Below are 20,891 nucleotides of genomic sequence, written 5' to 3' on the forward strand. Positions count from 1 at the left end.
GAGTTGCTGGCGAGGTAAGTCCAGCCCTACCCCTGATACGCCCACTGCCTCCATGGTCCGTGGGGGCACGCGCCGCCTACCGTGAGCGCGTGATCCGTTCGGTGCGGTACCTCATCGGCGGCGTTCTGGTCGGCGCCCCGCTGCTCGTCGGGATGCTGCTGCTCGGCATCGCCGGAGCCGCGCTGACTCCCGTGCTTGTCGGACTGCCGCTCCTTGCGCTGCTCGCGCTGACCGGCGTACCCGTCGGGGCGCTGGAGCGCCGGCGGCTGCGGCTCGTCGACCCGGCGCCGGTGCCCACCCCCCACCGGACCCCGGACGAGCCCGGCCCCGCCGCCTGGGCCAGGCTCCGGTTCAGGGAGCAGGCGACCTGGCGTGAACTGGGGTACGCCGTGCTGCTCGCGGTCGTGCTGTGGCCGCTGGACGTGCTGGTGCTGACCGTCGCGCTCGCGATCCCCGGCGCGATGATCGGGACGCCGGTGCAACTCGCGCTCACGGGCGGCGAAACCCGGAGCGTCAAGCTGTGGCTGATCGATAGCTACGGGCAGGCGTTCCTGTGCGCGGCCGGCGGGGCCGCCCTCATCCTCGTACTCCTGCGGCCCCTCGTGCGGTACGCCCGTGCCCGCGCCGCTCTCACCCGGCTGCTCCTCGCACCGCGCGCGGCCGAGGGGCGGCTCGCGGAGGTGACGAAGTCCCGGGCCCGTCTGGTCGCGGCGTTCGAGGCAGAGCGGCGGCGGATCGAGCGGGATCTGCACGACGGGGCGCAGCAGCGGCTGGTGGCGCTGAGCATGAGGCTGGGCCTTGCCCGCCTCGACGCGCCGCCCGCGCTGGCGGAGCGCCTCGCGGAAGCCCACGCGGAGGCGGATCAAGTCCTCGTCGAGCTGAGGGAGTTGATCCACGGCATCCATCCGCAGGTGCTCGCCGACTACGGCCTCGGCGACGCGATCGCCGACGCCGCCGACCGGTCCGCCGTACCGGTGGAGGTGGACGTGGAGCTGCCGAGGTTCGCCGAACCCGTGGAGTCCGCCGCGTACTTCGCGGTGCGGGAGTCGCTCGCCAATGTCGGCAGACACAGCGGGGCGGGGCGGGCGTGGATCCAAGGGCGTTACGAGGAGGGGCGGTTGAGGATCGCGGTGCGGGACGACGGATGCGGGGGAGCCGACCCCGGATCCGGCTCCGGGCTCACCGGTCTCGCCGACCGGCTGGCCGTCCTCGATGGGACACTGGCCGTCGACAGCCCGCCCGGTGGGCCGACCGTCCTGACGATGGAGATCCCTTGCTGAGAGTCGTACTCGCCGAGGACAGCGTGCTGTTGCGCGAGGGACTGGTGGGGCTGCTGAACCGCTTCGGGCACGAGGTCGTCGCAGCGGTCGGCGACGCGGACACACTCCGCGACGCCGTCTCGGCGCACACTCCCGACCTCGTCATCACCGACGTACGCATGCCCCCCGGCTTCCAGGACGAGGGACTGCGCGCGGCCCTCGCCCTGCGCGCGGCGGACCCACGGCTGCCGGTGCTCGTCCTCAGCCAGTACGTCCAGCGCGCGTACGCCGCCGAGCTCCTCGACACCGGGGACGGCACCGGCGTCGGCTACCTCCTCAAGGACCGCATCGGCCAGGTCGAGCAGTTCGCGGAGGCGGTGCGGCGGGTCGCCGAGGGAGGCACGGTCGTGGACCCCGAGGTCGTACGACAGTTGCTGCGGCGTCGCCGAGATCCGCTTCAGGCGCTGACTCCGCGCGAGCGCGAGGTCCTCGGCCTGGTAGCCGAGGGCAAGTCCAACGGCGCGATCGCCCGTCAACTGGTCGTCACCGAGGCAGCCGTGGGCAAGCACATCGGCAACATCCTGGGGAAGCTGGATCTTCCCCCGGCGCAGGACACGCACCGGCGAGTGCTGGCCGTACTGGCATATCTACGGGACTAGGGCGTATCTACGGGACCAGGGTTTATCCAGGGGGCCGGGGCTTGTCCACGGGACCAGGGCCTGACCGCCGGGCTCGGTCGGCGGCCTTGGATTCGCCGGTCCACAGCTCTGTGGATCCGTGGATCCAAAGTCCGGCAGATCCGTGAGTTTGCGAGGAATCCCCCGAGCTCGACGGGGGGAGGATGCACCCCGACAACCGCGTCGGCGCCCGGCCTTCCCTCATAAGCGGTTGTCATGTGCCTGCCTGTTATGACAACCCTCGACACCACCTGAAAGGCACTCATGTCCCCCACGCATGACCCCGCGTATGACCCCGCCTACGACCGCCGTCACAGCGATGACCTGCTCACTTTCGTCAGGACCAGTCCCTCGCCGTACCACGCGGTGGCGAGCGCCGCCCAGCGCCTCGAGAAGGCGGGCTTCGAGGAGCTGAGCGAGACGGACGACTGGTCCGGCGCCGAGGGCGGCCGCTATGTCGTACGGGGCGGCGCGCTGATCGCCTGGTACGTCCCGCACGGCGCCCCCGCCCGCACAGCGTTCCGCATCATCGGCGCGCACACCGACTCGCCGAACCTGCGGATCAAGCCCTCGCCCGACACCAGCTCGGCGGGGTGGCGGCAGATCGCCGTGGAGATCTACGGCGGGGTACCGCTCAACACCTGGCTCGACCGCGACCTCGGCGTCTCGGGGCGGCTGACACTGCGCGACGGCTCGACCCGGCTGGTCCGCGTCGACAAGCCGCTGCTGCGCGTGCCGCAGCTCGCCATCCACCTGGACCGGACCGTCAACGAGGGCCTCGCCCTCGACCGGCAGCGGCACATGACCCCGCTGTGGGGACTCGGCGGCAGCGAACCCGGCGCCCTGCTCGGCCGGATAGCCGAGGAGGCCGACGCCGGCTCCTCCGAGATCCTCGGCTGGGACCTGATGCTGCACGACATCCAGCCGCCCGGCTACCTCGGCGCGGACGAGGAGTTCATCGTCTCCCCGCGGCTGGACAACCTGGTCTCGGTGCACGCGGGCGTCACCGCGCTGGTCGCCGCGGCCACCTCCCGGCCGCCCGCGCACATTCCCGTACTCGCCGCCTTCGACCACGAGGAGGTCGGCAGCGGCTCGGAGTCCGGCGCCCAGGGCCCGCTCCTGGAACGGGTCCTCGGCCGTGGTGTCGCGGCGCGCGGCGGCAGCGGTGAGGACTGGAACCGGGCCCTCGCGGGTGCCTTCTGCGTCTCCTCCGACATGTCGCACGCCGTCCACCCCAACTACGCCGAGCGCCACGACCCCGACCACCGGCCGCTCCCCAACGGCGGCCCCGTCATCAAGGTCAACGTCAACCAGCGGTACGCCACCGACGGCACCGGCGTCGCCGCGTTCGCCGCCGCCTCGGAACGGGCCGGGGTGCCGTGGCAGCCGTTCGTCTCCAACAACGCCATCCCGTGCGGCACCTCGATCGGCCCGATCACCGCGGCCCGCCTCGGCGTCACCACCGTCGACGTGGGTGTACCCGGTCTGTCGATGCACTCGGCGCGCGAACTGTGCGGGGCGCGCGACCCGGGGCTGCTCACCCGGGTGCTCACGGAGTTCGTCACGGCCGGCTGAGAACAGCTGACAGAGAACAGCTGGCTGAGCCCGCCCCCGGCAGATGGTGGACATGCGTGAAAGGCCCCCCACATCGTGGAGGGCCTTCATCAGTTGTGCGCCGCCAGGGACTCGAACCCCGGACCCGCTGATTAAGAGTCAGCTGCTCTAACCAACTGAGCTAGCGGCGCATGACTCTCGCCTCCCGCACTCGGCGGATGACGACAAAAGAAATACTACCTGGTCCTCGCGGATGCTCCGGACCACGCTCCGACCGGGGAACGCCGCGCTAGAGAGCCATGGAAAGGAGCACCGGGGCCGCCCCTCGGTTCAGCGAGTCCGCCGCCTCGCGGAGCCGGTGCGCGTGCTCGACGGGCAGGGACAGGGCGAGGCAGCCGACGGAGGAGCCCGCCGTGATGGGGACCGCCGCGCAGACCGTGCCGATCGCGTACTCCTGGAGGTCGAGGACCGGGACCGTGGGCGGCTGGGCGCCGAGCCGGGAGAGCAGCAGCCGTTCGTTCGTGATGGTGCGCGAGGTGAGGCGGGCCATCTTGTGGCGGGAGAGATGGTCGCGGCGGCCGTTGTGGTCGAGCTGGCCGAGCAGGCTCTTGCCGATCGCGGTGGCGTGGGCGGAGGAACGGAAGTCGACCCACTCGTTGACCGCGGGGGTCGACGGGCCGTCGGCGTACTGGGAGATGTGGATCTCGCCGTCGACATACCGGCTGAGGTAGATCGCGGCGCCGACCGTGTCGCGCAGCCTGTCCATGGTCCGCTGGAGCTGCTCGCGCAGAGCCTGGTCGCGGCCATGGGCGGTAGCGAGGCGGCCGAGGGCGGCGCCGCTGACGTAAGCGCCGTCGGCGTTCTGCTCGACGTACCCCTCCCGGCGCAGCATCCGCAGCAGTATCGTCAGGCGGTCCGCGCCGAGTCCGGTCCGGCGGCCGATTTCGGCGTCGAGGACGCCGGTGGAGTGCCGTGACACCGTCTCCAGGACGCGGAGGGCGTCCTGGGCCGAGTGGTACGGCGCGGTCGGCTCGTGCTTCAGCGCCACGGTTTCTCCCTGGCTTTCTGGGCCGTATTTAGGACAGCTGAGCTTCCACCACGATAGCCGTCAAAGCCCTTACTGTGAGCGTCCGTTGACGAGATTGGTGGCGCGCCCCCTACCGCCCATCAGGAACGCGCCACCTTGGCATATGCCCACGTCATGGCACTTCGGGCATGCCCCACGATCCGGACCTCGCGCCTTCTCGTACGCGGCCGTGTTCACTCCCCGCAATCAGAGGACCGCGCTGAGGAATTCCCGGGTCCTTTCCTGGCCGGGATCGCTGAAGATTTTCTCCGGCGGTCCTGACTCGATGACACGGCCGGAATCGAACATCAGCACCTGATCCGAGATGTCCCGGGCGAAATTCATCTCGTGGGTCACACAAAGCATCGTGATGTCCGTGGTGTGGGCGATGTCACGGAGGACATCGAGGACTCCCGCGACCAGTTCCGGGTCGAGCGCGGACGTCACCTCGTCAAGCAGCAGCACCTGCGGGCGCATGGCCAGCGCCCGCGCGATCGCGACGCGCTGCTGCTGGCCGCCGGACAGCTGGCTCGGGTACGCGTCCCACTTGTCGGCGAGACCGACCAGGTCGAGCAGTTCGCGGGCGCGCGCCTCGGCCTCGTCCTTGGACAGCCCGAGGACGGTGACGGGCGCCTCCGTGATGTTCCTGCCCACCTTCATGTTCGGGAACAGGTTGAACTGCTGGAAGACCATCCCGATCTTCTTGCGGACCTCGCGGATCTCCTTCTCCCCGGCCGGGAAGAGCCGCTCCCCGGCGACCGTGATGGTGCCCTCGTCGGGCTGGGTCAGCGTCATCAGCATCCGCAGAATCGTCGTTTTGCCGGAGCCGGAGGGGCCGATCAGCGTGACGTGCTTGCCGGAGTTGACGGAGAAGTCGAGCCCGTCGAGGACGGTGTTGTCCCCGAAGCGCTTGGTGACGTGGTCGAAACGGATCAGCTCACTGCCGTCCACCGCCGGATTCGCCGCGCTTTCCGCGGCACTCGCGAGGCCGGTGTCTTTCATCGGGTTCGTGTCAGCGGACAAGACGTCGCTCCAAAGCTCGCAGGAGGAGGGAGGCCGGATAGGAAATGACAATGAAGGCCACGCCGATGACGGTCAGCGGCTCGGTGAACTGGAAGTGCTGCTGCGAATACAGCCGCGCCTCACCGAGCATGTCCAGCACGGTGATCGACATCAGCAGCGGTGTGTCCTTGAGCATCGAGATGACGTAGTTGCCCAGCGCCGGGACCACCCGCCGGATGGCCTGCGGAAGGATCACCGCCGTCCAGGTGCGCGCCAGGGGCAGGCTGAGCGCCGTGGCCGCCTCCCACTGGCCGGCGGGCACGCCCTCGATACCGGCCCGGTAGACCTGCATCGTGTACGTCGAGTAGTGCAGCCCGATCGCGACGACACCCGTGGTCAGCGCGGAGAACGTGATGTCCCACTCGGGCAGCACATAGAAGAGGAAGAACAGCTGCACCAGCAGCGGGGTGTTGCGGATGAACTCCGTGACGACGCCGACCGGCCAGCGCACCATCCCCCACGCTCGGCTTCGCTCGCGCGGGGGGACCCCCATGCTGGGCGTCCGCATCAGCAGCGCCCACACCAGGCCGAGCACGAAGGAGATCACCGAACCGAGAGCCAGCGCCTGCAGGGTGACCAGCAGGCCGTCCCAGAAGTGCGGCATGAAGTCGCCGACAGCGCTCCAGTCCCAGGTCATACGGCACCTCCGCCGACTCCGGTGGCCTCGGCCCTGCGCGGCTCACGCTGGGACACACCACGCTCCGGCGCCTTCCCGACCCCGGCCTTCAGCCGCTTCTCCAGACCGCGCATGACCCGGGTGAGGAGGAAGGCGATCACGAAATAGATCAGCAGGATGTACGAGTAGATCTCCGCGCTCTCCTGCAACGCGAGGCGCACCAGGTTGCCGCTGAACGCCAGGTCGCCCATCCCCATGATCGAGACCAGGGCCGTGCCCTTGAGGAGCTCGATCAGCAGATTGCAGAAGGAGGGGATCATCTCGGGTATCGCCTGCGGCAGCAGGATCAGCCGCATCCGCTGCCAGGGCGTGAAGCTGAGCGCGACCCCGCCCTCGCGCTGCGCGGGATCGACCGCGTTCAGCGCGCCGCGCACGATCTCACTGCCGTACGCCCCGTACGTCAGTCCCAGCGCGAGCGTGCCCGCCCACATCGGCACGAGCTGCCAGCCGAAGGCGAGCGGCAGCACGAAGTACACCCAGAAGATCATGATCAGTGCGGAGGTACCGCGGAACACCTCGGTGTAGAAGCCCGCGAGGAAGCGGACGATCCACCGTCGGTGCGTGCGCGCGATGCCCACGACGAAGGAGACGGCACCGGCCAACAGGGCGCTGAAGAACAGCAGTTGGACGGTGACCCAGACTCCTTCGAGTACGAGTTCCCAGAGTCCCGAGGTCATCCGCGGCACAACTCCTTCGCGGTCATGTCGGTCATCTCGGCCTTGGTGAAACCGAAGGGCTGAAGGATGCGGAACAACTCACCGCCGGCCTTCAGCTTCTTCAGCTCCACGTTGAAGGCGTCCCGCAGCTTCGTCTCCGTCGGCCGGAACGCGAAGCCCCCGCCGTCCACATGCGGCTTGCCGCCCACCAGCGGCGCGAAGGCCTCGGTGCTCTCGGCCTTGGCGGACTTCTTCACCACTTCGCGCGCGGTCAGCGCGGTCCCCGCGAACACATCGGCGCGGCCCGCCTCGACGGCGTTCAGCCCGGCGACCTGATCCGGCACGATCAGGATGTCGCTCTCCTTGTACCCGGCCTCGACCGCGTACTGGATCTCGGCGTAACCGGTCCCGGTCGCGAACTTGGCCTTGGCCTCGACGACGTCCTTGTAGTCGTGCAGGTTCTTCGGGTTGCCCTTGCGCACGATGAACGCGTCGAGCATCTGATAGTCCGGGTCGGAGAAGATGACCTGCGCACAGCGCTCGGGGTTGATGTACATCCCGGCGGACACCACATCGAAGGTCTGCGACTGTAGCCCGGGGATGAGCGAGCCGAACTCGATCGGCACCGGCTGGACGCGATCCACCCCCAGCCGCTTGAAGATGACCTTCGCGAGCTCGGGCGCCTCACCGGTCAGCTCGCCGTTCGTGTCGATGTAGCCGAACGGGATCTCGCCGGCGATACCCAGCCGTACGACACCCTGCGCCCGCAGCCGGTCGAGCAGCTCACCGCCGCCCGCGCCGGAGGCCGTGGCGACCCGGCTGCAACCGGCCGCGCCCAGCGCCCCGACGGCACCGATCGCCGAAGCGCCGGCGAGCAGCGCCCGCCGGCTCGGCCTTCGTTCCTGTCTGCCCTTCGCGTCTTTCTCAAGTGGTGGAGCCATGGCGGCGCGGCTACCCGAGACGATGCGACTTATTCGGATCTATTTCAGCCCCGTACGGCTCCTTGCGTCTCGGACGCCCCCTTGACCGCGGCGGGACCATGGAATGCATGACTGACCGCGATACCGCACGGCACATCGAAATCTCCCTGGTCAAGCGGGGAGTCCACTGCACGGCGAAACTGCTCGACGACCGCGCGCCGATCACCTGCGCCGCGGTGTGGGACGCCCTCCCGTTGAGCGGCGACGTCTACCACGCCAAGTACGCGCGCAACGAGATCTACGCCCTGTTCCCGCCCTTCGCACCCACCGAGCCACCCCTGGAGAACCCGACAGTCACCCCGATACCGGGTGATCTGTGCTATTTCGCCTTCGCGGGTACGGAGTTGGGCACGAAGTCGTACGGCTACGACGCCGACGTACGCCCCGGCACCACCGTCGTCGACCTCGCGCTCTTCTACGAGCGCAACAACCTGCTGCTCAACGGGGATGTCGGCTGGGTGCCTGGCATCGTCTGGGGCCAGGTGACCGAGGGCCTCGACGCGATGGCCGAGGCCTGCAACGACCTGTGGCGCTCGGGAGCGCTGGGCGAGACGCTCAGTTTCCGGCGGGCCTAGCGTCAGCGTCAGGCGAGCTCGGGGCAGGGACTCCCGCGGCGCCCGCCGTGTACAGCGCGTGCGCCGTCCGCAGCACGAGGTCGTCCCGGTGGCGGGCGGCCACGATCTGCAGGCCCACCGGGAGTCCGTCCCCGTCCACCCCGACCGGGACCGTCGCCGCGGGCTGCTGGGTGAGGTTGAAGGGGTACGTGAAGGGGGTCCAGCCTGTCCAGCGGCGGTGGCCCGACCGGGCGGGGACCTCGGCGCCCGCCTCGAAAGCCGTCAGCGGGAGCGTCGGCGTGACCAGGATGTCGTACGACTCGTGGAAGAGGCCCATCCGCCGGCCCAGGTCCATGCGGACGTCCGCCGCGGCGAGGTATTCCAGCGCGTTGTAGCGGGCGCCGAGGTCGCGGATCTCGCGGAGGCCGGGGTCGAGCAACTCCCTTTGGTGGGGCCCGAAATGCTGGGTGACGCGGGCCGCGCCGGAGAACCAGAGCGTGTGGAAGGCGTCCACCGGATCGGTGAAGTCGGGGTCGGCCTCCTCGACGTAGGCGCCGAGCCCCGCGAGCCGCTCCACCGCCCGGCGTACCGCCGCCGCGACGGCCGGCTGGACCGCGACCTGCCCGCCCAGCGAGGGCGAGTACGCGACTCGCAGCCCCCGCACCCCGCCGTCCAGCGCGTCCACGAAGGAGCCGCTCACCGGCCCGAGCGCCGACCAGTCACGGGCGTCGGGCCCGCTGATCACGTCCATCATCAGCGCGGCGTCGGCGGCGTCCCGGGTCAACGGCCCCACATGCGCCAGCGTCCCGAACGCGCTCGCCGGATACAGCGGCACCCTCCCGTACGTCGGTTTCAGCGCGAAGATCCCGCAGAAGGCGGCCGGGATACGGACACTGCCGCCCCCGTCCGTGCCGAGGGACAGCGGGCCCGCGCCCAGCGCCACGGCAGCCGCGCTCCCGCCGCTTGAGCCGCCCGCGGTGAGTGAGACGTCGTACGGATTGCGCGTCACACCGGAGAGCGGTGAGTCCGTGACGCCCTTCCAGCCGAACTCGGGTGTCGTCGTCTTGCCGAGGAACACCGCGCCGTGTTCCCGCAGGCGGGCGACGGACGGCGCGTCCTCGTCCCAACTGCCGTGCGGATCAGTGTTCTTGGAGCCGCGCAGGGTCGGGCCGCCGCGCAGCAGGATGATGTCCTTGACGGTGACCGGGACCCCGTCGAGGAGGCCCGAGGGCTCACCCCGCCGCCACCGCTCCGTCGACTCCCCTGCCTGGGTGAGCGCTTCGTCCGTGTCCAGCCGTACGAACGCGTTCACGGCGGGCTGGATTCGACCGGCCTGGGCGAGGGCCGCGCGGGTGGCGTCCACGGGGCTGAATTCGCCCTTGCGGTAGCCGTCGACGAGTTGCACGGCGGTCAGCTCGGTGAGTTCCGACATCGGCCCCTCCAAAGGGAGTTCAGCATGGTGGGTGTGGTGACGGGAGTTCAGTGACCGGGCACGTACCCGCGCTTTTTGTCGACGGCGTTCGCCAAAGGCTTCCCCGCCTCCCAGCGCTCGAACAACTCCACGAACTGCGTGCCGAGTTCGTCGCGCCAGCCGATCGTGTCGCCGCTCATGTGGGGAGACGCGATCAGCCCGGGAACCTCCCACAACGGGCTTTCGGCGCCGAGCGGTTCATGCTGGAAGACATCCAGCGCGGCTCCGGCGATCCACCGCTTCGACAGCGCCTCGACGAGTGCGTCCTCGACGACGAGCTGCCCGCGTCCGACGTTGATGAACCGCGCCGACGGCTGCATCATCCCGAAGCGCCGCGCGTCGAACATGCCGTGTGTGTCCTCGGTGAGCGGCGCCGCGGACACCACCCAGTCGGCACGCGCCATCAGCCGGTCCAGCTCCTCGGGGCCGTGGATACCGGTGCGCGGGGTACGCCCCACCAGGGCCGTGGTGATGCCAAGTGCCTTGAGGGACTTGACGATCGCCCGCCCGATCGGTCCGGAACCCACCACGCACGCGCGGGTGCCCGCCACCCGCTGGGACTCCCGGTGCCGCCACTCCCGCCGCCGTTGCAGGTCCCAAGTCCTCGGCAGATCCTTGGCCATCGCGAGGACCAGCGCGGCGACGTACTCCGCGATCGGCTGGTCGAAGACTCCGCGCGCGTTGGTCACCACCGTGTCGGACGCGGCGAGTTCGGGGCACATCAGGTGGTCGACCCCCGCGCTCGCCGTGTGCACCCAGCGCGGTCTGGGACCCGCACCGGGCCAGGCGTGGCGCACGGCGTGCGAGCTGAAGTCCCAGACGAGCAGCACATCGGCACCCGGCAACCGGTCGGCCAGCGTGGACGCGTCGGCGTGCTCGATCCGCACCCGCCCGGTGAGCTTGCCGAGGCGGGGGAGTGGTTCGGCGTCGAGGACAAGCAGAGTCGTATCGGGCATCGTCGGGAAACCGTTTCGCAATACGGGTCCGCTTCTCTGGAGGGGTGCTTCGTCGAAGGGGGCTTCGCTGAAGAGGTGAAGGTGGGCCGTAGCCGTCTGAGATGCGCGGATTGACCACGCTCGCACCCGAACCTACCTTCGTCAACACGGACCCGCCTACGGTCCGTTGCTCACCCGTTTCCCTTCGTGAGGCCGGTGCCTGCCATGGACGTCTCCTTTCTCGGCGGACCTCGTCCGCAACGCGGTGTCGGCGTCGTAGCCCCCTTCGATTTCGCCCTCGACCGCGAACTGTGGCGCTGGGTCCCGGACGACGTCTCGCTGCACCTGACCCGCACCCCGTTCGTGCCGGTCGAGGTCAGCCTGGATCTGGCCCGCCTGGTCTCCGAGCACGAGACGCTCGGCGACGCGGTGCGCGCGCTGAACGCGGTCGCGCCCGAGATCATCGCGTACGCGTGCACCTCGGGCAGTTTCGTCGGCGGTGTCGCGGGCGAGCGCGCGATGTGCGAGGCGATGACACGGGCCGGCGCGGTCCCCTCGCTCACCACCTCGGGCGCCCTGCTCGAAGCGCTGGACGAGCTGGGTGCCCGCCGTATCGCGCTCGTCACCCCCTACACGGTCTCCGTCACGCAGTCCCTGGAGGAGTACCTCTCGGAGGCGGGCATCACCGTCACCGGCCGCGCGTACATGGGCCTGACCAGCCATATCTGGAAGGTCCCGTACCGCGAGGTGGTCGAAATGGCCCGCGCGAGCGTCCTGGACTCCGCCGACGCGCTCTTCATCAGCTGCACCAACCTTCCGACGTACGACGTCATCCCCCAGCTGGAGGCGGAGCTGCGGATCCCGGTGATCTCGGCCAACCAGGTCACGATGTGGGCAGCCCTGCGGCATCTGGGTACCCGAGCGGTGGGCCCCTATCAGGCGCTGCTGGACGAGTCGGCTCGTCGGGGTCCCGTACTGCCGGAAAAGAACCAGCAGGAAGGTTGGGCATGACCGCACTGGGATTCCTCTACCCGGGCCATTCGGCCGAGGACGACTATCCGCGCATGGAGCAGCTGCTCGGCAGCGACATCCGGCTGCCGCTCGTTCACACGGACATCGGCGAGGACGCGCATCGCGTGGACGCGCTGCTGGAGATGGGCTCGCAGGACCGGCTCGTGGCGGGCGTCGAGGAGCTGCGGCTGTCGGGCGCCGAAGCGGTGGTGTGGGCGTGCACCAGCGGCAGCTTCGTATACGGCTGGGCGGGCGCCCACGAGCAGGTCCGTGCCCTCGCCCGCGCGGCCGGGCTGCCCGCCTCCTCCACGTCGTTCGCCTTCGCGCACGCGGTACGGGAGATGGGGGTTCGCCGGGTCGCGATCGCGGCGACGTACCCGGACGACGTCACGGCCCTCTTCGCCGCGTTCCTGAAGGACGCCGGGGTGGAGGTGGTCGCGGTGCGTGCCTCCGGGATCATCACCGCCGCGGAGGTCGGTACCTGGGGCGAGGCCGAGACCCTCGCCCTCGCCCGCGCCGCCGACCACCCGGACGCGGACGCGATCCTCCTCCCCGACACGGCCCTGCACACCGCGTCCTTCATCCCGTCCCTCGAAAAGGAACTAGGCAAGCCGGTCCTCACCGCGAACCAGGTCACCGTCTGGGAGGCCCTACGCCTGACAGACCGCCGGGTGAACGCACCCGAGCTGGGAGCACTGTTCACGCGGGAGCCGCGGGTACAGGTGTGAGGGGTGGGCTTTTCGCCCCCTCCGCCCCTACCCGTCCCATCCTTCCGGGGCTCCGCCCCGTTTCAGCCCGTCCGGCGTTTGAGGACGAGGCCGTTCAGGCCGACAGCGGGGGTCTGGGGGCGGCAGCCCCCAGGTACGGGACAGGTAGGGGCGGCGGGGGCGAAAGGAACAAACCTGCTCAGCCGTCGAGCCGTACGACCCGGACCGCCCCCGCGGGCACCGCGAGCCGGCCCGCGGCCCGTTCGCCCGTGAGGAGTTCGGTGCCGTGCGCCTCCAGCGGCACCTTGGCGTCCGACGCGGTGTGGTTGATGGCGAAGACGTACGTGCCGGACTCACCGGTGCGGCGCACCACTTCGACATCGCGGGGCAGGTCGGCGCGCGGTGCGATGCGCGCGTCGTCGGCCGCCCAGCCGATCAGGGCGTCCAGGCCCGGGGCGCCAAGACGGGTGGAGACGTACCAGGCCGAGCCCTCGCCGAGGCGGTTCCGGGTGACGGCCGGGTGGCCGGCGGTGAGCCCGTCGGCGTACGTCCAGACGGTCTCGGCGGTGCGCGGGACGACGAACTCGGTCCACACGTCGCCGGTGAGTCCGGAGCCGTCGGGCCCGGTGATACGGACGTTCTCGCCTTGGAGGAGCGGCGAGAACTCCTCGACGGCCAGGCCGAGTACGTCACGAAGGGCGCCCGGGTAGGGGCCCTCGTGCACGGCGTCGTGCTCGTCGACGATTCCGGAGAAGTACGAGACGACGAGGGTGCCGCCGTTCTCGACGTACTCCCTGACGTTGTTCCCGGCGGCCTCGGTCATCAGATACAGGGCGGGCACGACGACAAGGGGATACGCCGACAAATCGGCTTCCGGGTGGGCGAAGTCGACCGTGAGGTGGCGGTCGTAGAGCGCCTCGTAGAACGCGTCGGCGCGCTCGCGCGGGTCGTGGTCCTCGCTCGGCCGCCACTGGAGGTTCTGCGCCCACCAGGACTGCCAGTCCCAGAGCACGGCGGCGTCGGCGACGGTGCGGGTCCCCTTGACCATGGCCAACGAGTCGACAGACGCGCCGAGTTCGACGACCTCGCGCCACACACGGGAGTCCGTTCCGGCGTGCGGCAGCATCGAGGAGTGGAACTTCTCGGCGCCGCGCCGGGACTGCCGCCACTGGAAGAACATGGCGCCGTCGGAGCCGCGCGCGACATGCGCGAGGGAGTTGCGGGCCATCTGGCCGGGTCCCTTCGCGGGGTTGCGGGGCTGCCAGTTGACGCCGGACGTGGAGTGCTCGAGCAGCAGCCAGGGGGCGCCGCCGCCGACCGAGCGGGTGAGGTCGGCGGACATCGCCAGGTTCACGTGGGTGCGGCGGCCGTCGGTGATCAGATAGTGGTCGTTGGTGACGAGGTCGACCTCGCGGCCCCAGGCCCAGTAGTCGATGGAGTCGCACTGGCTCAGGGCCGTCATGAAGTTGGTGGTGACCGGGATGCCGGGTGCGAGGCGGTGCAGGATGTCCCGCTCGGCCACGAAGTTCTCGCGCAGGGTGGCGTCGGCGAACCGCTTGTAGTCGAGCGCCTGGCCCGGGTTGCCGACGGTCGGCGTCACGCGCGGCGGGTTGATCTGGTCGAAGTCGGTGTAGCGCTGGCCCCAGAAGGCGGTGCCCCAGGCCTCGTTGAGCGCGTCGATGGTTCCGTGGGCCCGGGTGAGCCAGTGGCGGAAGTGTGCGGCGCAGGACTCGCAGTAGCAGGCCGAGACGGGCACGCCGTATTCGTTGTGGACGTGCCACATGGCGAGCGCGGGGTGGTCGGCGTACCGGGTGGCAAGTTGGGTGGCGATGTTCGCGGCGGCGGCGCGGTAGTGGGTGTTGCTGTGGCAGATGGCGCCGCGTGAGCCGAACTCGTAGCGGGTTCCGTCGGCGGTCACGGGCAGCGCGTCGGGGTGTTCGCGGTAGAACCAGGCGGGCGGCGCCACCGTCGGCGTACCGAGGTCGGCGCGTATCCCGTTCTCGTGCAGCAGGTCGAGTACGCGATCCAGCCAGCCGAAGTCGTAGGTGCCCGGCGCCGGTTCGAGCAGCGCCCAGGAGAAGATCCCGACGCTCACCATCGTGACGCCCGCCTCGCGCATCAGCTGCACGTCTTCCGGCCAGAGGCGTTCCGGCCACTGCTCCGGGTTGTAGTCCCCACCGAAGGCGAGCCTGGTGAGGCCCTTGGGGGTGGTCTCCGGCATGGATCTCTCCCGTTTGGTCGATCATTTGGGAACGTGCACAGACATCGCCGTCGGCGAGAGCCCAACATAACCGCACAGCATCAACCATTGACAAGTGTCCGGGATGTTTCTCTACTGTGAACGCTCACAGAAGCATGACAGGTCGTCCGCAGCAGGCGGGGGCCCAGGTCAGGGGAGAACAACCATGCCCATCACGAAGCACAGCCGCCTCGTGGCCACCACCATCGCCGTCGCGCTCGGCGCCACCGCGCTGGCGGCCTGCGGCTCGTCCGACGACGACACGAGCGACGCCCAGTCCGGTCCCGCGTCTCTGACGTACTGGACCTGGGCGCCGGGCATGGACAAGGTCGTGGACCTGTGGAACAAGGGGCCGGGCAAAGAGCAGCAGATCACCGTGACGGTGAAGAAGCAGGCGTCCGGCGACACGCTGGTCACCAAGATCCTCACCGCGCACAAGGCGAACAAGGCGCCGGACCTGGTGCAGGCCGAGTACCAGGCGCTGCCGACACTGGTCAGCAACGACGCCCTCGCCGACATATCGGGTGATGTGGACGGCGCGAAGGACAAGTTCGCCGAGGGGGTCTGGCAGCAGACGACGCTGGGCACGGACGCGGTGTACGCGGTCCCGCAGGACATCGGGCCGATGATGTTCTACTACCGCGAAGACCTCTTCAAGCAGTACGACCTGACGGTTCCCACCACCTGGGAGGAGTTCGCGGAGACCGCCCGCGCGCTCAAGGAGAAGGCCCCGGACAGGGACCTGACCACGTTCTCGGCCAACGACTCCGGCCTGTTCGCCGGTCTCGCGCAGCAGGCCGGCGCCAAGTGGTGGACGACCGAGGGCGAGAAGTGGAAGGTCGGGATCGACGACGCGGCGACGCGGAAGGTCGCCGACTTCTGGGGCGGTCTCGTCAAGGAGGGCGCGATCGACAACCAGCCGATGTACACGCCGTCTTGGAACAAGGCGCTGAACACCGGCAAGCAGATCGCCTGGATGAGTGCCGTGTGGGCGCCGGGCACCCTCACCACCGCGGCTCCCGACACCGAGGGCAAGTGGGCGATGGCGCCGCTGCCGCAGTGGTCGGCCGGTGACAACGTCACGGGGAGCTGGGGCGGTTCGTCCACCGCGGTGACCACCGACTCCAAGAACAAGTCCGCCGCCGCGAAGTTCGCCGCCTGGCTGAACACGGACCCGACGGCGGTGGCCGCGATGGCGAAGGAAGGTGGCATCTACCCGGCCGCCACGAGCGCGCAGACCGGTGGCGCGTTCGCCGAGCCCCCGGCCTTCTTCTCCAACCAGGCCGACTTCTACGCCAAGGCCTCCGAGATCGCGAAGACCACCGCGCCGTCCGCCTGGGGCCCGAACGTGAACGTCGCCTACACGACCTTCCGGGACGCCTTCGGCGCCGCCGCCAAGGACAAGTCGGACTTCGGTGCCGCCCTGAAGTCCATGCAGGACGACACGGTCGCCGACCTCAAGAAGCAGGGCTTCGGGGTCGCCCAGTGACCAAGGCACGCCGGAAGTCGTACGGGGTCAAGGGGGCCCCGTACGCCTTCCTTCTCCCCGCGACGATCCTCTTCGCCCTCTTCTTCGCGCTGCCCATCGGATACGCGCTCTGGCTGAGCCTCCACAAGGCCCAGGTCTCGGGCCTCGGCCTGGGCGCCGGTGCCCGCAAGGAGGTGTGGGCGGGTCTGGAGAACTACACCGACGCGCTCAGCGACTCCGAGCTGCTCGACGGCGCGCTGCGCGTGGTGGGCTACGGCGCCATCGTGATCCCGGTGATGCTCGGCCTGGCGCTGCTCTTCGCGCTGATGCTCGACACGGACAGGGTGCGTCTCACCCCCTTCACCCGGCTCGCGATCTTCCTGCCGTACGCCATTCCGGGCGTCGTCGCCGCGCTGCTCTGGGGCTTCCTCTACCTCCCGGACGTCAGCCCCTTCTACTTCGTCCTCGACAAGTTGGGCATGCCGCAGCCGGACCTGCTGGACGGCGGTCCGCTGTACATCGCCCTCTCGAACATCGCGGTCTGGGGCGGCACCGGCTTCAACATGATCGTCATCTACACCTCGCTGCGGGCCATCCCGGCCGAGGTGTACGAGGCGGCGAAGCTCGACGGCGCCACACCGCTGCAGATCGCGCTGCGGATCAAGATCCCGATGGTGGCGCCCTCGCTGGTGCTCACCTTCTTCTTCTCGATCATCGCGACGCTCCAGGTCTTCAGCGAGCCGACCACCCTCAAACCGCTCACCAACTCCGTCTCCACGACCTGGAGTCCGCTGATGAAGGTGTACGAGGACGCCTTCGGCAGGGGTGACATCTACTCCGCCGCCGCGGAGGCCGCGCTCATCGCCGTCATCACCCTCGTCCTGTCCTTCGGATTCCTGCGCGCCGCGAACTCCCGTAACAAGCAGGAGGAAGCACGATGAGTTCTCTTGCCCTGCGTAAGGCTGCACCGGCCGCGGGTACGACACCCGGGACCGCCCAAGGGCCGCCGCCGCGCCGCCGTATCGCCTTCGTCCCGACGCTGACGCTACTGCTCGGCGCGCTCTACTGTCTGCTGCCCGTCGCCTGGGTGGTGATCGCGGCCACCAAGTCGGGCAGCGAACTGTTCTCCACCTTCACCTTCCTGCCGGGCACCGGTTTCACCCAGAACGTGCGGGATCTCAACGCCTACCGCGACGGCATCTACTGGAAGTGGATGGGCAACTCGGCCCTGTACGCCGGTCTCGGCGCCCTTCTGTCGACGGCCGTCTCGGCGGTCAGCGGCTACGCGCTCGCGATGTACCGCTTCCGGTGCCGCGAGACCATCTTCGGCATCCTGATGGCCGGGGTGCTGATGCCGCCGGTGATCCTCGCGATCCCCCAGTACCTGCTGCTGGCGAAGGCGGACCTGACGGACTCGTACGCGTCCGTGCTCCTGCCTCTCGTCCTCTCCCCGTACGGCGTCTATCTCGCCCGGATCTACGCCGCCGCGGCCGTGCCGGGTGACGTGGTCGAGGCAGGGCGGATGGACGGCGCGAGCGAGTGGCGGATCTTCACCCGGATCGCGCTGCCGATGATGGTGCCCGGCCTGGTGACCGTGTTCCTGTTCCAGTTCGTGGCGGTGTGGAACAACTTCCTGCTGCCGTACATCATGCTCAGCGACGACGAGAAGTTCCCGATCACGCTCGGTCTGTTCACGCTTCTCGAACAGGGCTCCAACACCCCGGCGCTGTACACGCTGGTGATCACCGGCGCGCTGCTCGCGATCATCCCGCTGGTCGCGCTGTTCCTGGTCATCCAGCGTTTCTGGAGTCTCGATCTGCTGTCGGGAGCCGTAAAGTCGTGACCATGACCAACGCGGGGGGCCGGCGCAGACCGCCGACGATTCATGACGTCGCGCGCGAGGCGGGTGTGTCCAGGGGCACGGTGTCGCGTGTGCTCAACGGCGGGCACTACGTCAGCCCCGCGGCCCAGGAAGCGGTGAACGCCGCCATCCGCAGGACGGGTTACGTCGTGAACCGGCACGCCCGCTCGCTGATCACCGGCCGCTCGGACTCGATCGGCTTCCTGCTGACGGAACCTCAGGAGCGGTTCTTCGAGGACCCCAACTTCAACGTCCTGCTGCGCGGCTGTACACAGGCGCTGGCCGCGCACGACGTACCACTCCTGTTGATGCTTGCCGGCACGAAGGACGAACGGCGGCGCATCACGCGGTACATCACCGCGGGCCATGTCGACGGCGTACTGCTGGTCTCCAGCCACTCCGGTGACCCGGTGGCAGAGGAACTGCGGGAGGCGGGCGTGCCGTTGGTCGCCTGCGGCAAGCCGATCGGCATGGGGTCCAAGGTGAGTTACGTCGCCGCGGACGACCGGGACGGCGCCCGTGACATGGTGAAACACCTGCTGTCCCTCGGCCGCCGCCGGATCGGCATGGTCACGGGCCCGCTCGACACCCCGGGCGGTGTCGAACGTCTCGCGGGCTACCGGGAGGTGCTCGCCGAGGCGGGCATCGAGGCGGACGACAGGCTTGTCGTCTCCGGGGACTACAGCCGGGCGAGCGGCGAAGCGGGCGCCGAGCAACTCCTGGCGCGGGTACCGGACATGGACGCCGTGTTCGTCGCCTCCGACCTGATGGCGCAGGGCGTCCTTGCCGCGTTGCGCAAGGCCGGTCGCCGTGTCCCCGAGGACGTGTCGGTCGGCGGCTTCGACGACTCCCCCGCGGCCACCGCGGCCACGCCCGCCCTCACCACCATCCGCCAGCCCTGGGACCGCATCAGCGCAGAGATGGTGCGGGTGCTGCTCGCGCAGATCGGGGGCGAGGATCCGGCGGCGGTGATCCTGCCTACGGAGCTGGTGCGACGGGAATCGACCTAGGCAACGCGTGCATCCAGTCGCCGCGCGGCGACTGGATGCAGCTGCACTAGTTGCACGCTCAATTACTGGCCGGATCTCTGTTACCGTTAAGTTATGGCAGCGAATACTCCGGGCGCTCGGCTTGAGGACCAGTGGCGGGACATCCTCTCGGTGCACGCGCGCACGATGTGCGAGATCGACCGCGAGCTGCATCCCTACGGTCTCGGCGCCAGCGACTTCGAGGTCCTCGACATCCTCGCCTCGGGCGTGGCCGCGGAGCCCGGAGCGCAGTGCCGTGTGCAGAACATCGCCGACCGTGTCCATCTGAGCCAGAGCGCGCTGTCCCGCCTCATCGGGCGGTTGGAGAGGGACGGCCTGGTGGAGCGCACCCTCTGCGAGGACGACCGGCGCGGAGTGTGGGTGGCGCTCACCGCAAAGGGACACGACCTGCACACCGAGGTACACCCACTGCAACGCGCCGCCCTCGCCCGCATGTTGGACGGATAGCACCGAGCCGGGGCCGGTTATCCGGCGGAAGGCGGGCGTTGTTCCGGGCGCCCCTCGCTGCCCGAGTGCCCCTCGCTACCCGAACGTCCCTCGCCGCCCGGGCGCCGGTCCATCGGCCGTAGCGGACCGACCGGGCCGGCGGCGAAGTCCCGCGGCCCGGTCCACACAGCGGGTACCGCGTCACAACGACGGCACAACTCGTAGGCGATCGCCTCGTAGTTGACCCGCCAGCCGTGGAAGTGCGGCCACGCCTGCTTCGCCGACCGCTCCGCGGGGAACCCGGCCGCCTCGGTCATCGCCACTGCCGCCTCGAACTCCGCGAAGGTGAGCTGGATCGGCGCGTCCGGGTTCGGGTCGGTGTCGAAGCCGAAGCGCAGCGCGCGGGCGACATCGCGCAGCGCGGTGAAGCCCGCGCGCAGCACCAGGCGGGCCTCGGGCGGGGCACTGCTCGGCGCGAGGGAGAGCTGCATGGCGGCGGCGTCCATGACGGCGACAAGCCCGACGATCCAGCTGCGGTAGGGCCGCGGTGAACGGAACGTCAGCAGAATCGGGTACGTGGAATGGCTCTCACCGATGTCCGAGGCGAGCCGCTCCCAGGCCCTGTACAGCTCGGGCAGTGCGGTCTCGGTGTCGACCAGCCACTGCCGGGCCAGGATCTCCGGCCCCCAGGCAGGTTCGCCCGCGCGCGACTGGAGCAGGGTCACCTCCAGTTCCCGGCGGTTGTAGGCGGCGTACAGCGTCGGCAGATAGGCGATCTGCAGCGCGATCACGACCGGTCCCGTGGCCGCCGCCAGGAAGTCCACGACCGACAGATGCAGCCGGTCACCACTGGCGAAGCCGAGCGTGAACAGACTGGAACCGGCCTCTCGAACGGCATTGGTCCAGGTCAGCGTCGACACGGCGTGCAGCAGGAGCCCGAAGCCGAGCAGCGCCCCGCCGAGCCAGGTCGCCAGCATGCCGACCAGCATCAGCGGGGCCAGCCAGGTCTGCGCACGGTCGTGGGCGGAGTAACTGCCGCCCGGAGCGGCGAGCCGCAGAAGCAGCCGAAGGGAGCGCCACCAGCGGATCACCAGCGAGGAGTAGAGCCCGCGGGGCACCACGAGAGTACGCAGCACGCTGACGAGAACCACCACCAGGAGCAGTGTCCCGGCCACACCCGAGATCCATTTCATGGGGTCATTGTCACGCTGTGCACCTGAGCCTCAGGTCACGCGCCTTG

At 69.6% G+C, this 20,891-nt stretch carries 20 protein-coding genes and 1 tRNA gene; 11 read left to right on the forward strand and 10 right to left on the reverse strand.

Annotated features, from left to right (window positions below; translation table 11 throughout):
• The first annotated feature begins 89 nt into the window (after window positions 1–89).
• From AB0N66_RS09000 to AB0N66_RS09010, 3 genes are all read left to right on the forward strand, one after another.
• A complete protein-coding gene (locus AB0N66_RS09000; protein ID WP_365430540.1) occupies window positions 90–1,280 on the forward strand; it encodes a sensor histidine kinase in 1,191 nt (396 codons plus the stop codon).
• Window positions 1,274–1,918, forward strand: coding sequence for a response regulator transcription factor (locus AB0N66_RS09005; RefSeq protein ID WP_365430542.1), 645 nt, complete (start codon window positions 1,274–1,276; stop codon window positions 1,916–1,918). Before AB0N66_RS09000 ends, AB0N66_RS09005 begins: the two co-directional genes overlap by 7 nt.
• A 282-nt stretch (window positions 1,919–2,200) precedes the next feature.
• On the forward strand, window positions 2,201–3,511 hold the full coding sequence (locus tag AB0N66_RS09010) for a M18 family aminopeptidase (RefSeq protein WP_365430544.1): 1,311 nt from the start codon (window positions 2,201–2,203) through the stop codon (window positions 3,509–3,511).
• Window positions 3,512–3,607: 96 nt separating this feature from the next.
• On the opposite strand, the gene AB0N66_RS09015 is transcribed toward AB0N66_RS09010, so the two are convergent.
• From AB0N66_RS09015 to ehuB, 6 genes are all read right to left on the reverse strand, one after another.
• Window positions 3,608–3,681 (reverse strand) — tRNA-Lys (locus AB0N66_RS09015).
• Window positions 3,682–3,779: 98 nt separating this feature from the next.
• Entirely contained in the window at window positions 3,780–4,538 is a 759-nt protein-coding gene (locus AB0N66_RS09020; protein ID WP_365430546.1) for an IclR family transcriptional regulator C-terminal domain-containing protein, read from the reverse strand.
• A 225-nt stretch (window positions 4,539–4,763) separates the two neighbouring features.
• Window positions 4,764–5,558, reverse strand: a complete 795-nt coding sequence (ehuA, locus tag AB0N66_RS09025; RefSeq protein WP_365430921.1) for an ectoine/hydroxyectoine ABC transporter ATP-binding protein EhuA — start codon at window positions 5,556–5,558, stop codon at window positions 4,764–4,766.
• A 10-nt stretch (window positions 5,559–5,568) separates the two neighbouring features.
• Window positions 5,569–6,255 (reverse strand): ectoine/hydroxyectoine ABC transporter permease subunit EhuD, encoded by a 687-nt coding sequence (gene ehuD, locus AB0N66_RS09030; RefSeq protein WP_365430548.1) that lies wholly within the window; start codon window positions 6,253–6,255, stop codon window positions 5,569–5,571.
• Window positions 6,252–6,971, reverse strand: coding sequence for an ectoine/hydroxyectoine ABC transporter permease subunit EhuC (gene ehuC, locus AB0N66_RS09035; RefSeq protein WP_365430550.1), 720 nt, complete (start codon window positions 6,969–6,971; stop codon window positions 6,252–6,254). The genes ehuD and ehuC overlap by 4 nt, the downstream gene beginning before the upstream one ends.
• Complete coding sequence (ehuB, locus tag AB0N66_RS09040; RefSeq protein WP_365430552.1) at window positions 6,968–7,891, reverse strand: ectoine/hydroxyectoine ABC transporter substrate-binding protein EhuB; 924 nt, start codon at window positions 7,889–7,891, stop codon at window positions 6,968–6,970. The genes ehuC and ehuB overlap by 4 nt, the downstream gene beginning before the upstream one ends.
• A gap of 107 nt (window positions 7,892–7,998) precedes the next feature.
• Here ehuB and AB0N66_RS09045 point away from each other — a divergent pair, with 107 nt between their 5' ends.
• Window positions 7,999–8,505 carry a DUF3830 family protein gene (locus AB0N66_RS09045; protein ID WP_365430554.1) on the forward strand — a complete coding sequence of 169 codons (507 nt, stop codon included), beginning with the start codon at window positions 7,999–8,001 and terminating at the stop codon, window positions 8,503–8,505.
• Here the strand turns inward: AB0N66_RS09045 and AB0N66_RS09050 are convergent.
• Entirely contained in the window at window positions 8,486–9,916 is a 1,431-nt protein-coding gene (locus tag AB0N66_RS09050; RefSeq protein WP_365430556.1) for an amidase, read from the reverse strand. The genes AB0N66_RS09045 and AB0N66_RS09050 overlap by 20 nt on opposite strands.
• A 47-nt stretch (window positions 9,917–9,963) precedes the next feature.
• A complete protein-coding gene (locus tag AB0N66_RS09055; protein ID WP_365430558.1) occupies window positions 9,964–10,911 on the reverse strand; it encodes a D-2-hydroxyacid dehydrogenase in 948 nt (315 codons plus the stop codon).
• Between the two features lie 204 nt (window positions 10,912–11,115).
• On the opposite strand from AB0N66_RS09055, the gene AB0N66_RS09060 reads away from it, so the two are divergent.
• Both AB0N66_RS09060 and AB0N66_RS09065 read left to right on the forward strand, forming a co-directional pair.
• A complete protein-coding gene (locus tag AB0N66_RS09060) occupies window positions 11,116–11,901 on the forward strand; it encodes an aspartate/glutamate racemase family protein (protein ID WP_365430560.1) in 786 nt (261 codons plus the stop codon).
• Entirely contained in the window at window positions 11,898–12,629 is a 732-nt protein-coding gene (locus AB0N66_RS09065; RefSeq protein ID WP_365430562.1) for an aspartate/glutamate racemase family protein, read from the forward strand. The genes AB0N66_RS09060 and AB0N66_RS09065 overlap by 4 nt, the downstream gene beginning before the upstream one ends.
• 178 nt (window positions 12,630–12,807) lie before the next feature.
• Here the strand turns inward: AB0N66_RS09065 and AB0N66_RS09070 are convergent, their stop codons facing one another.
• On the reverse strand, window positions 12,808–14,829 hold the full coding sequence (locus AB0N66_RS09070; RefSeq protein ID WP_365430564.1) for a beta-galactosidase: 2,022 nt from the start codon (window positions 14,827–14,829) through the stop codon (window positions 12,808–12,810).
• Window positions 14,830–15,013: 184 nt separating this feature from the next.
• Here AB0N66_RS09070 and AB0N66_RS09075 point away from each other — a divergent pair, with 184 nt between their 5' ends.
• The 5 genes from AB0N66_RS09075 to AB0N66_RS09095 all read left to right on the forward strand — a co-directional run bounded on the left by AB0N66_RS09075 (window position 15,014) and on the right by AB0N66_RS09095 (window position 19,672).
• On the forward strand, window positions 15,014–16,336 hold the full coding sequence (locus AB0N66_RS09075; protein ID WP_365430566.1) for an extracellular solute-binding protein: 1,323 nt from the start codon (window positions 15,014–15,016) through the stop codon (window positions 16,334–16,336).
• On the forward strand, window positions 16,333–17,256 hold the full coding sequence (locus AB0N66_RS09080) for a sugar ABC transporter permease (RefSeq protein WP_365430568.1): 924 nt from the start codon (window positions 16,333–16,335) through the stop codon (window positions 17,254–17,256). The genes AB0N66_RS09075 and AB0N66_RS09080 overlap by 4 nt, the downstream gene beginning before the upstream one ends.
• Entirely contained in the window at window positions 17,253–18,158 is a 906-nt protein-coding gene (locus AB0N66_RS09085; protein ID WP_365430570.1) for a carbohydrate ABC transporter permease, read from the forward strand. Before AB0N66_RS09080 ends, AB0N66_RS09085 begins: the two co-directional genes overlap by 4 nt.
• A complete protein-coding gene (locus AB0N66_RS09090; RefSeq protein ID WP_365430572.1) occupies window positions 18,155–19,186 on the forward strand; it encodes a LacI family DNA-binding transcriptional regulator in 1,032 nt (343 codons plus the stop codon). The genes AB0N66_RS09085 and AB0N66_RS09090 overlap by 4 nt, the downstream gene beginning before the upstream one ends.
• A gap of 93 nt (window positions 19,187–19,279) precedes the next feature.
• Window positions 19,280–19,672 (forward strand): MarR family transcriptional regulator, encoded by a 393-nt coding sequence (locus AB0N66_RS09095; protein WP_365430574.1) that lies wholly within the window; start codon window positions 19,280–19,282, stop codon window positions 19,670–19,672.
• A 17-nt stretch (window positions 19,673–19,689) separates the two neighbouring features.
• Here the strand turns inward: AB0N66_RS09095 and AB0N66_RS09100 are convergent, their stop codons facing one another.
• Entirely contained in the window at window positions 19,690–20,844 is a 1,155-nt protein-coding gene (locus AB0N66_RS09100; RefSeq protein WP_365430575.1) for a hypothetical protein, read from the reverse strand.
• Window positions 20,845–20,891: the final 47 nt, after the last annotated feature.

Source organism: Streptomyces sp. NPDC093544, from assembly GCF_040683495.1.
GTDB lineage: Bacteria > Actinomycetota > Actinomycetes > Streptomycetales > Streptomycetaceae > Streptomyces.